Annotated in this window: 7 protein-coding genes; 2 read left to right on the forward strand and 5 right to left on the reverse strand. The window is 34.8% G+C overall.

All coding sequences use genetic code 11. From position 1 onward, the window contains the following. Positions 1-52 precede the first annotated feature (52 nt). The gene (locus DFQ06_RS09600; RefSeq protein ID WP_162857639.1) at positions 53-1,861 is read right to left on the reverse strand and encodes a hypothetical protein; all 1,809 of its coding nucleotides are present in this window, start codon (positions 1,859-1,861) and stop codon (positions 53-55) included. Between the two features lie 287 nt (positions 1,862-2,148). Here DFQ06_RS09600 and DFQ06_RS09605 point away from each other — a divergent pair, with 287 nt between their 5' ends. Next, on the forward strand, positions 2,149-4,737 hold the full coding sequence (locus DFQ06_RS09605; protein ID WP_074936841.1) for a phosphoenolpyruvate carboxylase: 2,589 nt from the start codon (positions 2,149-2,151) through the stop codon (positions 4,735-4,737). A 358-nt stretch (positions 4,738-5,095) separates the two neighbouring features. Here the strand turns inward: DFQ06_RS09605 and DFQ06_RS09610 are convergent, their stop codons facing one another. The 4 genes from DFQ06_RS09610 to DFQ06_RS09625 form a co-directional block, all read right to left on the reverse strand. Next, entirely contained in the window at positions 5,096-6,319 is a 1,224-nt protein-coding gene (locus DFQ06_RS09610; RefSeq protein WP_042502474.1) for an ammonium transporter, read from the reverse strand. A gap of 22 nt (positions 6,320-6,341) precedes the next feature. After that, complete coding sequence (locus DFQ06_RS09615) at positions 6,342-6,680, reverse strand: P-II family nitrogen regulator (RefSeq protein ID WP_042502472.1); 339 nt, start codon at positions 6,678-6,680, stop codon at positions 6,342-6,344. A 155-nt stretch (positions 6,681-6,835) separates the two neighbouring features. After that, positions 6,836-8,125: an ammonium transporter gene (locus tag DFQ06_RS09620; RefSeq protein ID WP_042502734.1), complete on the reverse strand. Its 1,290-nt coding sequence runs from the start codon at positions 8,123-8,125 to the stop codon at positions 6,836-6,838. An 81-nt stretch (positions 8,126-8,206) separates the two neighbouring features. Further along, on the reverse strand, positions 8,207-9,193 hold the full coding sequence (locus tag DFQ06_RS09625) for an outer membrane beta-barrel protein (protein ID WP_042496780.1): 987 nt from the start codon (positions 9,191-9,193) through the stop codon (positions 8,207-8,209). 452 nt (positions 9,194-9,645) lie between these two features. Here DFQ06_RS09625 and gltB point away from each other — a divergent pair, with 452 nt between their 5' ends. Beyond that, positions 9,646-14,160, forward strand: coding sequence for a glutamate synthase large subunit (gene gltB, locus DFQ06_RS09630; RefSeq protein WP_231961830.1), 4,515 nt, complete (start codon positions 9,646-9,648; stop codon positions 14,158-14,160). Positions 14,161-14,162: the final 2 nt, after the last annotated feature.

The following is a 14,162-nucleotide window of genomic DNA, read 5'->3' on the forward strand; positions in this document are numbered from 1 at the left end:
AAATGTCAAAATACAAAAAGCGTTTTGCGAAAAACCACAAAACGCTTTAAGTTTAAGCTTTAATAGTTAAGCTTTCTATTTCTAATTGAATCTCGTTTAACGTTAATTCTCCTTTAAAAAGTTCAGACAAAACAGATGCCTTAATATCTACAAATTCATTTTTTACATCATTAAAAAGCGATTGATAATACGCCACGCCGGCTTTCATGTTCTTTGTAAAATTCAATAAGTATTTTTCTTCTTTTTTATTCATCGACACTCGAGCCTCAGCTAGTTTGTTTTTTAAGAAATCGATATAAATATCAAGCTCTTTAACAAACAAATTAGGTCTGTCTGTTCTAGAAACCATATTATCTCGCCCGTAAATATGATCGGTCATGTTTTTTAAACTCATTACCTTAGAATAATATGCTATATTAGGCCCCGGACAAACAGAAACACCTTCGCCTTCCGTTTTTGTATCTAACCCGTAAGCCAAAAGCGCAGAAGTACCCAAACCAACGCAAGTACAAGATTTTTCAATAATTTTATTGTATTGGTTTTGATAATCTTCCGGAGATAATTCTTGGTCTTTTAAAGCTTTTATTTTAAAATGTTGATATTCTCTAGATGCCGTACAAACACCTGTTTCCTTAAACTCTTTGTTCATGGCTACAAATTTCTTTGGGCACGAACTTCCTGGTCTACCTTTATCAATCCTAACCTGCTTTTCCGCATCTTTTGTATTATCTTTTAAATTATTAAAAGGCACACCTAACGGAGAAACATCACTTAAATACAAGTCGCCTTCTTCAGCTTTAGCTAATTTACTCAGCGTATCTTTATCTACAGTTGTAGCTTCTGGAACTAACAAAAACGGGCTACCCCAACCTACAGAATCTAAGTTGTAATGCTTCATTAAAAACTCATGCTCTTCAAAAGTTCCAACACCACCTTGTGCAGTAATTTCAAAGTTTAATTCTTGGTTTGGTATAGGTTTATTTTGATTTAAAAGCTCCTGACTTAAAACACTATAAATTGTTTTTTGAAGCTCATCTCTATGCGCTTTAAACTCTGCCAAAACAGGCCCTAAAAGATACCCTTCTGTAGCAAAAGCATGACCGCCACAATTTAAACCAGACTCTATTCTATATTCCGAAACCCATAAGCCTTTTTTAGCTAAAAATTTTCCTTGAATTAAGGCCGATCTATAATCACTAACCTTTAAAATAATACGCTTTTTAAACGCACCGTTTTCATCTGGAAAGAAATCATTAAACTGAGACATATACGCATATAATCTAGGATTCATACCAGCAGAAAGCACTACAGACGAGTTTAATTTACTGTTAGCAAAACCACGTAACGCCGCATGTGCATCGTTAAATTCTACAGGTAATTTTTCATCTTTTATATAGTTATCTTTATCAACTTTAGTCATGATATTAACGTCAATCGCGCCCATAGATAAATTGTTACTCACCCAGTTTTTAACCTTAGAGAAATCTAATTCTTTAGACGTTAGTTTTTCAAATTCAGCCTTCATTTTAGAACCATCGGGCAACATGCTGACATAATTAAAAAGTTCTTCGCTTTTTTCTGCAGAAACATTTTTTAATTCTTCAAATTTCTTGCCCGCTAAATCGCTAATTAAATTTAAATAAGAAGTAATTCTTTTTGCCCTAAAATCTTCTATTTTATCCGAAATTTCATGGTAAGGCACCTCAAACTTTTCGCTATACATTTTTCGTAATTTTTCAAGTAGAATATCATCTACCAAAGAAATCACAGAATCCATACCGTATTGAGCAACTTTTAAAGGAGTATCTATTGTAAATCCTATTCCCATAACAGGAATATGAAATGAATGTGTGTTTTTCATATTAATTGAATTAATCAACAAATGTAGACTAGGAATAGATTGATAAAAATGACATATATCATACTTTAATAACGTACAATGTTTTTATTTCTGAATCTTCTTATAAAGAAAAGCTTAAAATTCTGCTATTTGCCATTATAAAGAATATGGCATTATCAACTTTTTTTTTAATTATTCATAATAAGGAATCTACAAACAACAAAAATTGACAAAACTTCAAACACCCTTCGTTCTTTAAGATTTCCTTTAGTACTTTTATGTTTTAATTTTAGAATAGAAAGAAAAAAATGTCTGTAGAGCCAAAATTAACACGATTTAATCAAAGTGTGTTGTCTAAATACCAAATTTACAATAGTATTTTTATGACACTTCCTTTTGATACTATTACAAAAACCGGTGTATTATTACCGTTGTTTCACGAAACTTGCGAAAAAGGATTCGCCCAAGGCGACAATCCAACAACCATTGTAGATACATTTTTCCAAAAATATCAAGGTCGTAGATCTGAAGAAAGCCAAATAAACCTATTATTCCGTTTTATCCAATACATAGAGCGCCAAGTAGTATTGTTTGATGCTATTGAAGATGCTGCTTTCCCTATTGTAAATAATATGGATGGTATTGGTACACTTAGACACCTTAAAGAAAAAGCAACTTCAGAAAACCAATTAGAAGCGCTTCAACAATACCTAGAAGAGTTTAAAGTACGTATTGTATTAACAGCTCACCCTACACAATTTTACCCAGGTTCAGTTTTAGGTATCATTACCGATTTATCGAAAGCGGTTAAAGAAAACAACCTAAATGGCATTAACGATTTGTTTGCACAATTAGGAAAAACACCTTTCTTTAAACGTGAAAAACCAACACCTTATGATGAGGCAAAAAGCTTAATTTGGTATTTAGAAAACGTATTTTATAAATCGTTTGGAGATATTTACAACTATATCCAAACTAACATTTACGACGATACTCAAAAGCACAACGAAATAATTAACATTGGCTTCTGGCCAGGTGGTGATAGAGACGGAAACCCGTTTGTAAAACCAAACACAACAATAAAAGTTGCTAAAAAATTAAAACAAGCTATACTTAAAAAGTACTACGCCGATTTAAAAAACCTAAGACGTAAACTTACGTTTAGAGGTGTAGAAGAGCGCGTTATTAAGTTAGAAACAATTTTATACAACTTTAGTATAAACTTAAACACGGAAAAAACAATTACAGCCGATGAGCTGCTTAACGAATTATTAAGCATTAGAGACGTTATCGAAGCTGATCACCAATCGCTTTACATTAACGAAATTAACAGCTTAATTAATAAAATTAATCTTTTCGGTTTCAACTTTGCAACCTTAGACATTAGGCAAGATAGCCGTATTCACCACACCGTGTTTACTACAGTTATCGATAAATTAATAGAAAACAATCACCCATCGTTCCCTAAAAATTATCACGACTTATCCGATGATGAGCAAGTTAAAATTTTATCAGAAGTAAGTGGAGATAAAATTGATATCGATGTTTTTGAAGACGAAATGGTAAGCAACACGCTTAAAACCATTAAGGCTATCAAGAAAATACAGAAAACCAATGGTGAGCGCGGTGCAAACCGTTACATTATTAGCAACAACCAAACCGCATTAAACGTTATGCAACTTTTTGCAATGCTAAAATTAGTAGCATTCCAAGATGATTTAACGGTAGATGTTGGTCCACTTTTTGAAACCATTCCAGATTTAGAAAACGCGCCAGACGTTATGGAGCAACTTTACAGCAATCCTGCTTACCGTGCGCATTTAGAAAAAAGAGGAAACAAACAAACTATTATGCTAGGTTTCTCTGACGGAACAAAAGATGGTGGATATCTTATGGCAAACTGGGGTATTTACAAAGCCAAAGAGCGCTTAACAGCTATTTCTAGAAAATACGATATTACAGCTATTTTCTTTGATGGTCGTGGAGGACCTCCTGCGCGTGGTGGCGGAAAAACACACCAATTTTACTCTTCTTTAGGCCCAACAATCGAGGACAAAGAAGTACAATTAACCATACAAGGACAAACTATAAGTTCTAATTTCGGAACTCTAGACTCATCTCAATACAATCTAGAACAATTAATAAGTTCTGGTATTTCTAACCGCATTGGCAAAAACAACGAAGCCATGAGCGAAGAAGACAAAATTGTAATGAACGATCTAGCCGAAACAAGTTACACTGCTTACAAAGACTTTAAAGGTCACGCCATGTTTATACCATATTTGGAGCGCATGAGTACTTTAAAATACTATGCAAAAACAAATATTGGTTCTCGTCCATCAAAACGAGGCACATCAGATAAGTTAGTCTTTTCAGATTTAAGAGCCATTCCTTTTGTAGGCTCTTGGAGTCAGTTAAAACAAAACGTACCTGGATTCTTTGGCGTTGGCAAAGCATTAAAAGCCTACGAAGATCGTGGAGAATTCCATAAAGTTGAGCAACTATACAAAAACTCAAAATTCTTTAAGACCCTGTTAGAAAACAGTATGATGTCTTTAACTAAATCGTTTTTCGATTTAACAAAATACATGTCTAAAGACGAAGAGTTTGGCGCATTTTGGGATATTATTTATAACGAATACCTATCAACAAAATCGCTACTTTTAAAACTAACTGGCTATAAAGAACTCATGGAAAACGAGCCAGCAGGCCGTGCCTCTATTCAAGTTCGCGAATCTATTGTATTACCATTGTTAACCATACAACAATACGCGCTTAAAAAGATTCAAGAATTAGAAAAAGCCGAAGTTAGAGACGAAGAACAAATTAAAATATTTGAAAAAATTGTTACCCGTTCATTATTCGGAAACATTAATGCAAGTAGAAACTCTGCATAATAAAACATTCAAATTAAATACAAAAAGCCTCCAACTATGGGGGCTTTTTTACGTTAAAACATCTTCTATTATTTTTATTAGGGCGCAACCCAAAAGGGTCGGGCTATACGCTACAAGTCCGCGCCACCGCAATTACCATTGCGGCAGCTGTGGGCTTTTCACTACTATCCCTTGCGCACATATCGCAACGATAGTTTTAACCTTGCAAACACTATCCTTACACGCCAAATAAATAACCAAAAACACACTCAATAGCCAAACAATAACATCTAAAAAATCCCTCAAACAAAAAAGGTGTTTTGCATAAAGCAAAACACCTTTTTAAAATAATATAATTGATCAGTTAAATAGTTCTCTTCTAGTGATCGTTAGATCTAAAATCTGGATAAGCTTCCATGCCATGCTCATGAGCATCTAAACCTTCAAGCTCTTCTTTCTCAGAAACTCTAATACCAACAACCTTCTTCAAGGTAAATATAATAATAAAAGAGGTTACTAAACAAAAAACAGCGTAACAAGCTACACCAATTAATTGCGCTAAAAAGTTATGTTCTGGGTTTGTAGAAAAGATACCTACTGCTAAAGTTCCCCAAATACCACAAATTAAGTGTACCGCAATAGCACCTACAGGATCATCAAGTTTTAAAGCATCTACACAACTAACAGCTAAAACAATAAGTATACCTGCTACAGCACCAATAATAATAGCACTTGTTGGAGACATAACATCTGCGCCAGCAGTAATACCAACTAAACCACCCAAAATACCATTTAAAAACATGGTTAAATCTAGGTTTTTGTATTTAATAAAAGTAAATAAAGCAGCAACTACACCACCAGCTGCAGCAGCTAAACATGTTGTTACTAAAGTTAAAGATGTTAATTCTGGATTTGCAGAAAGCACAGACCCTCCATTAAAACCAAACCATCCTAACCAAAGAATTAAAACACCTGCAGTTGCTAACGGTATATTATGACCAGGAATAGCCTGAGGTTCTCCATTTTTAAATTTACCAATACGCGGCCCCAATAAGAAAACAGCAACTACTGCTGCCCAACCACCTACAGAATGCACTAAGGTAGAACCCGCGAAATCGTAAAAACCTAATTGATCTAAAAATCCGCCACCCCATTTCCATGAACCAGCAATTGGATAAACCAACCCAACATAGATAATAGTAAAAATCATAAAAGGTCCAATTTTCATACGTTCGGCAACAGCTCCAGAAACAATAGTTGCAGCAGTTGCAGCAAACATACCTTGAAACAAGAAATCTGTCCAATACGTATAACCTTCATTATATGTTAAATCTAAAGCACCTTCCGCAGTTAACGGAGCCTCTAAACCAAAGCCTGCAAAACCAATGAATCCATTAAATTCTCCAGGGTACATTAAATTAAAACCTACTAAACAGTAAAGAAGTAAGCCGATAGTTATTATAAGAATATTTTTAAATAATATGTTTAATGTGTTCTTTTGCCTTGTTAGCCCAATTTCTAAAAATGCAAAACCAGTATGCATAAAGAAAACCAAGGCCGTACAGATCATCATCCATACATTATTTATTGTAAGTAATTCCATTTTGTTAGTTTAATTGTGTTATTTATTTTAATGTGTCACTCCCTTTTTCTCCGGTTCTAATTCTGTAACACTCTTGTACATCTGATACAAATATTTTACCATCACCAACTTCTCCTGTTCCAGCAGAGTTAATAATTGTTTTTACAGTAACATCGGCAAAATCATCATTTACAACTATAGATAAATATCTACGTTGTATATCACTAGTACTATAACTAACACCACGATAAACATGCCCTTCCTTTTCATTACCAAGACCAGTTACGTCCCAGTAAGAGAAAAATATCACACCAACATCATGCAAAGCTTCTTTCACTACACGATATTTGGATTTCCGAATAATGGCTTCAATTTTTTTCATAATTTCATTTCTTAAATATGTTTAGTTTGTTAAGGTAAAAATTATTTGAATTCTATAAAACTAGAAGTTCAAAAGGTTTTTTTGAATTATCATAAACGCTTAAAAAGATGCCTTTTTGAGGCATCTTTTTAATCATTTATAGTAAATAATAGTTTTTATTCTTCGTCGATTTCTCTTTGTCTCTTACCATGGTAAGCGATAGATCCATGCTCTGTCCAGTCAAGACCAGCAATTTCTTCTTTCTCTGTAACTCTTAATCCAATAGTTTTCTTCATAATAAATAAGAAAACAAAAGATAAAACAATAGCCCAAGCTGCGTAAGCTAAAACTCCAATAGCTTGCGCTCCTAATTGAGCAGCGCCACCTCCATTAAAGATTCCAATTCCAGCATCACCATCGATACCCCAAAGACCTATAACTAAAGTTCCCCAAGCACCACAAATACCGTGTACTGAAATAGCACCTACAGCATCATCAATTTTTAATGTTTTTTCTACAAAACCAATTGAAAACACAACTAGAAGACCACCAACAAGACCAGCTAATACAGCTCCACCTTCGCTCATGTTTCCACAACCAGCAGTAATACTTACTAAACCAGCAAGTGCACCATTTAAAGTCATACTTAAGTTTGGTTTTCCATTTTTAATCCATGTTAAAAGTAAAGCACCCAAAGCACCAGCAGAAGCAGCTAAGTTTGTTACTAAAACAACTTGAGAAGCTGCAGTAGCATCGTCACCACCCCAAGCTAATTGAGAACCACCATTAAAACCGAACCATCCTAACCAAAGGATAAATACACCTAAAGTAGCATACATTTGGTTATGACCGTGCATTTCAACAGGCTTACCATCTAAGAATTTTCCAATTCTAGGACCTACCATCCAAGCAGCAACAAGTGCAGCCCATCCACCAACAGAGTGAACAATAGATGATCCAGCAAAATCGATAAATTCAGCAGGCATAATACCATCAGTGTTGTTTAACCAACCACCGTTCCATTCCCAACCACCAGCGATAGGGTAAATAAAAGCAGTTAAAACAATACTAAAAATAGCGTAAGTTGTATATTTTGTTCTTCCGGCTACAGCACCAGAAACAATAGTTGCAGCAGTTGCAGCAAATACAGTTTGGAAGAATAAATCGGCAGCTCCTTGAGAGAATGTAAAACCTCCCCAGTGGAAAAATCCACCACCTTGATCTGCTCCGTACATTAAAGAGTATCCTATAAACCAGAAGGCTAAAGAACCTACTGCAATATCTAGGAAGTTTTTCATGGCAATGTTTACAGCATTCTTAGAATCTGTCATTCCAGACTCAACTAAGAAAAAACCTGCTTGCATAAAGAATACCAGAATACCAGAGATTAGCATCCACATCATCCCCATATCGCCTTCAATAGCAGCGGTATCTTGAATTAATAAAGGTAAATTTAATATTGACATCATATTATATTTTTTTTGGTTAGTTAATAATAGCACTATTAAATCCCCGTTTTAAAAACGAGGATTTATAATATTTTAAACTTAGAAAGAGTAGATAGCAGCTAAAGTAAATGCAGCTAAGTTATCTGTTGCTGCAGCATCAGAATCTAAGTAAGGCATATCATTACTCCAAGAATCTAATCTTATTTCTGGCTTGATAGTTAAATTTTCTAAAGTATAACTACCTGTTAAAGTTGCAGCAAATACACTTGGTAAATCATCAACATCTTTAGCATGTAAACCAAAATACTCTCCTCTTAATCCTACTGTAAAAGATTCAGAAGCTGCAACCTGTGGATATAAAGCAGCTCCATAAAAGCCAGCATCATCACTAGTTTGGTAAGCAGCGTTTATTCCTAAGAAAAAGTCATCAGATAAATCGAATCCACCTGTATAGTCAATTTCAAAACCTAAAACAGTATCATTATCATAATAAAAGTTTAAGAATTGTCCAGCATACCCTAATTGAGCACCTAAAGCGTAATCCCCTGTCATGTTATCATAAACATCAGTAGCATTCATAACAGCTAACATTAAGCTAAAGTCATCAGATAAAGCAAAATCAGCTTTTAAACCTAGGTGAGAAAAAGGTCCGCTAGAGAACAAGTAAGATGTACTGTAGTTAAAGTTTCCTACTGGAGAAATAACTTCGTAACCCAAATACGTATTAAAACGTCCCATTGTTAAAGTTGTACCTTCAGACACATTCCAGTATGCATAAAGTTGATTAACGTAAAGATCATTATCTCCACCAGCAGCATCTACACCTCTTGGGCCAAATACTAAATCTGCAACCATACCTGTTTTTTCACCTTCATAAGAAGCAATAACGTTCGCCATACCAAGAGCAAATCCAGTTCTATTTGCGAAAGATGTCCCAAAACTTTGACCTAAATCATCAGAAGTAGTTAAGTTAGTTTGGTAATAAGCATCAATACTACCGCTTACAGATAATTTTGACTCCTCATCTTCTTGAGCAAAACCTATTGCAGCAACAAAAAGCATTGAAAGTGTGATAAATTTTTTCATAATTGTGTTTATTTTAAAGTTATAAGTTATTGGTTTATTCGTTAAGAACACCTCAAAACTATGGCAAAATATTTTAAACCCCTCAAAAAATAGGGGTAATTCGTTAACTTTTATCAATTACTCAATTTTATCCCTAATTTTTTAGGGGTATCTTCATAAATATTTTTATTTTTTGATTTTTCAACAAACACATTGTTTGAATTATTGTCAGTCTTTTACAAAAAATTATAGCATTCTTTCTATTAAAGCCACCAAACTTTACCATTAATTCATATATCTACAATATTGACTAAAAAAACCGAATTGAGTATTTATTAAAAAACAGAGATATTATTGATATATACCTATTTTAATCTTCGCTTCGCCTAAAAAATCGAAATAATGATTTGCGGTTATGGTATATTAAATAGGAGTACATATCTTTACAATTCAACTCAAGTTTTTAAACGATTATGCTGAAGAAACAAGGACTCTATTTACCGGAATTTGAACACGAAAACTGTGGCGCTGGTTTTATTTGTAATCTTAAAGGAGAAAAAACAAATCAAATCATTCACGACGCGTTAGAAATTCTAGTAAAATTAGAACACCGCGGTGGCGTTAGTGCCGACGGAAAAACTGGTGATGGTGCTGGTTTACTAATTGATATTCCACACGACTATTTTAAACGCGTATGCGATTTCAATATTCCAGAACAAAGAGAATATGCCGTTGGTATGGTATTTTTACCAAAGGTGGCCAACCAATATAATTTTTGTAAAACCACTTTCGAAAACGAAATAAAAACTCAAGGACTTTCTATTTTAGGATGGCGAGAAGTTCCTGTAGACTCATCTCAATTAGGACCTATTGCCTTAGCATCTGAACCTAATATTGAGCAGTTATTTGTTGGTAAAACAGAAGATATTACCGATGCTGATTTTAGAGCTAAATTATACGCTGCTAGAAAGATAACAGAGCATACAATTAGCCAGTCTAAAATCTCTGAAAGCAACTACTTCTACGTACCAAGTTTCTCTACTAGCACGTTAATATATAAAGGTATTATTATGCCTGAAGATATTGGACCATACTATACAGATTTACAACAAATAGATTTAGTAACTCGTTTAGCGCTAGTTCACCAACGTTTCTCAACGAATACTATGCCAACTTGGGAGTTAGCACAACCGTTTAGATACATGTGCCAGAATGGTGAAATTAACACCCTTCGTGGAAACGTAAGTAGAATGCGTGTTCGTGAAGAAATCATGAAATCTGATGTTTTCGGACCGCAAATAGATAAATTATTCCCAATTATCCTTCCAGGAAAATCCGATTCGGCTTCTATGGATATGGTGGTTGAATTATTAACACACACAGGACGATCGTTACCAGAAATCATGATGATGATGATTCCTGAAGCATGGGAGAAACACGCTACCATGTCTGAAGAGCGTAAAGCTTTTTACGAATATAACGCTTGTATCATGGAACCTTGGGATGGTCCGGCATCTGTACCTTTTACAGACGGTGATTATGTTGGGGCTTTATTAGACAGAAATGGTTTAAGACCATCTCGATATACCGTAACTAAAAGCGGTAAATTAATCATGTCATCAGAAATTGGTGTGGTTGATATTGCCCCTGAAGATGTTGAAAGACACGGACGTTTAGAGCCAGGAAAAATGTTCTTGGTAGATATGAACAAAGGCCGTATTATCGAAGATGAAGAAATAAAAAGTAAAATTGTTTCAGAAAGACCATATAAAGAATGGTTGGACAAAACACGCTTACATTTAAAAGATGTTCCTTACAACAACGAAACTTGCCCAATAGAAACTATTGATATCAAAACAAGACAACGTTTATTTAACTATACGTTTGAAGATATTCAAGAAGTTATTACACCAATGGCAATTGTTGGAAAAGAAGCTTTAGGCTCTATGGGTATCGATACACCATTAGCGGTTTTATCGGATAGACCTCAACTTATTTCAAACTACTTTAAGCAATTATTCGCGCAAGTAACAAACCCACCTTTAGATGGTATTCGTGAAGAGATTGTAACAGACATTAGTTTAAATCTTGGAAAGGACAGAAACATTTTCAGCATTACAGATAGACAATGTAGAAAATTAAGAATTCAAAATCCGGTAATTTCTAACGCCGATTTAGAAAAGATAAGAAACATTTCAATAGAAGCTTTTAAAGCTGAAACTATTCAAATTTTATATCCAAAAGCACAAGGTCTTAACGGTCTAGAAGATGCTTTGGAGGCTATTGTAGTACAAGTTGAAAAGGCATTAGACCGCAAAACAAACATCATTATTCTTTCGGACAGAGGTGTTAATCAAGAGTTTGCTCCAATACCTTGTTTACTAGCTTGTTCTTACATAAACCACCAATTAAACCGTTTACGTAAGCGCTCTTACTTCGATATTATTATCGAATCTGCAGAACCACGTGAACCACACCATTTTGCTACTTTATTTGGTTATGGCGCATCTGCTGTAAATCCATATATGGTAAACGAAATTATTAGAATGCAAGTTAAAGAAGGCTTCATTACTGATATGGACGAGCAAAAAGCAGTTGACAACTTCAACAAAGCGATTGGAAAAGGTATTTTAAAAGTAATGAACAAAATTGGAATCTCAACATTACACTCATATAGAGGTTCCCAAATTTTCGAAATTGTTGGTTTCAACTCTCAATTTGTTGAAAAATATTTCCCATACACCGCTTCTAGAATTGAAGGTATTGGTTTATATGAAATTGAAAAAGAAATTAACGAACGCTATAAACAAGCCTACCCAGATAATACTATTGATAAAAACTTAGGTTTAAATATTGGTGGCGATTACCGTTGGAGAAGAAATGGCGAACGTCACTTATTCAACCCAACAACAGTTGCTAAACTTCAACAAGCCGTTCGTTTAAGCGACCAGGCTAGTTATGATGTTTACGCAAAGGCAATAAACGAACAGTCGGAAAATTTAATGACCATTCGTGGTTTGTTTGAATTCGACAACTTAGATCCAATTCCTTTAGATGAAGTAGAACCATGGACTGAAATCGTTAAACGATTCAAAACAGGTGCTATGTCTTATGGGTCTATTTCTCGTGAAGCACACGAAAACTTAGCCATTGCCATGAACCGTATTGGAGGTAAATCTAATTCTGGTGAAGGTGGAGAAGATCGTAGACGTTTCCAAAAAGATAGTAATGGCGACAGCAGAAACTCTGCTATTAAGCAAGTAGCTTCTGGTCGTTTTGGGGTAACCTCTCACTATTTAACAAGTGCGAAAGAGATTCAAATAAAAATGGCTCAAGGCGCAAAACCTGGAGAAGGTGGACAGTTACCAGGACATAAAGTATTGCCTTGGATTGCTGAAACAAGAAACTCAACACCTTTTGTTGGTTTAATTTCACCACCACCACATCACGATATTTATTCTATTGAAGATTTAGCGCAGCTTATCTACGATTTAAAAAATGCAAACCGTGAAGCTAGAATTAATGTAAAATTAGTTTCAGAAGTTGGTGTAGGTACTATTGCAGCTGGTGTTTCTAAAGCAAAAGCAGATGTAGTTCTTATTTCTGGTTATGATGGAGGAACAGGAGCATCTCCTCTTACCTCTTTAAAACACGCTGGTTTACCTTGGGAACTTGGTTTAGCCGAAGCACAACAAACATTAGTTTTAAACAACCTTAGAAGCCGTATTGTTGTAGAATGTGATGGCCAATTAAAAACAGGTCGTGATGTTGCAATTGCAGCTTTATTAGGAGCTGAAGAATTTGGATTTGCAACTGCACCATTAGTAGCATCTGGATGTATCATGATGCGTAAATGTCATTTAAATACATGCCCTGTTGGTATCGCAACTCAAGACAAAGAGTTGCGTAAAAACTTTAAAGGCACACCAGAACACGTTATTAACTTCTTCTACTATATCGCAGAAGAATTAAGAGGTATTATGGCGCAATTAGGTTTTAGAACTTTAGGAGAAATGGTTGGGCAAACGCACAAAATCAATTCAAACAAAGCTATAAACCACTACAAAGCAAAAGGTTTAGATTTATCGGCTATTTTACACAGACCAGAGGCATACAAGTCAATGTCTGTTAAAAACACCGAGCAACAAGATCATAATTTAGATAATGTTATTGATTTCAGAATTCTTAAAGATTCGCATCGCGCACTTTACAGAAAAGAAAAAATGAACTTATCATACCCAATAAAAAACACAGACCGCTCTGTTGGAGCCATTGTAAGTAACGAAATTTCTAAAATTTACGGACACCTTGGTTTACCAGAAGACACTTTAAACATTAAGTTTACAGGTTCTGCCGGACAAAGCTTTGGAGCTTTTGGCGCACACGGTTTAACATTTATGGTCGACGGAAATACCAACGATTACTTAGGTAAAGGTTTATCTGGAGCTAAATTAATTGTAAAGAAACCTGCTAAAGCAGACTTCCTAGCCGAAAACAACATTATAGTTGGTAACGTGTGTTTATTTGGAGCCGTACAAGGTGAAGCATACATTAACGGTATTGCTGGAGAACGTTTTGCAGTAAGAAACTCTGGAGCAACTACAGTTGTAGAAGGTGTAGGTGATCACTGTTGTGAATACATGACAGGTGGTAAAGTTGTTGTTCTTGGATCTACAGGAAGAAACTTTGCAGCTGGTATGAGTGGTGGTATTGCTTATGTTTACGATCCAGAAAACAAATTTGTAAACGGACTTTGTAATACTGAAACCATCGAGTTTGAAGATATTACAGGAAACGATGCAGAAGATTTAAAAGCAACAATTCAAAAACATGTAACATATACCGACAGTAAATTAGGTAAACGATTACTAGAAGATTGGGATACAAGCTTAAAGAATTTTGTTCGCGTTATGCCAACAGAATACAAAAGCGCTTTAATACGCTTAGCAACTGAAGAACCAATGGTAGAAGAATTAACAATAGGATAGGA

Origin of the sequence: Algibacter lectus (assembly GCF_004368925.1) — a bacterium.
Lineage (GTDB): Bacteria > Bacteroidota > Bacteroidia > Flavobacteriales > Flavobacteriaceae > Algibacter > Algibacter lectus.

Excerpts from the sequence above, each read along its gene's own strand:
- DFQ06_RS09600 (WP_162857639.1), bottom strand. The coding sequence starts at position 1,861 with ATGAAAAACACACATTCATTTCATATTCCTGTTATGGGAATAGGATTT.
- DFQ06_RS09605 (WP_074936841.1), top strand. The coding sequence starts at position 2,149 with ATGTCTGTAGAGCCAAAATTAACACGATTTAATCAAAGTGTGTTGTCT.
- DFQ06_RS09610 (WP_042502474.1), bottom strand. The coding sequence starts at position 6,319 with ATGGAATTACTTACAATAAATAATGTATGGATGATGATCTGTACGGCC.
- DFQ06_RS09615 (WP_042502472.1), bottom strand. The coding sequence starts at position 6,680 with ATGAAAAAAATTGAAGCCATTATTCGGAAATCCAAATATCGTGTAGTG.
- DFQ06_RS09620 (WP_042502734.1), bottom strand. The coding sequence starts at position 8,125 with ATGTCAATATTAAATTTACCTTTATTAATTCAAGATACCGCTGCTATT.
- DFQ06_RS09625 (WP_042496780.1), bottom strand. The coding sequence starts at position 9,193 with ATGAAAAAATTTATCACACTTTCAATGCTTTTTGTTGCTGCAATAGGT.
- gltB (WP_231961830.1), top strand. The coding sequence starts at position 9,646 with ATGCTGAAGAAACAAGGACTCTATTTACCGGAATTTGAACACGAAAAC.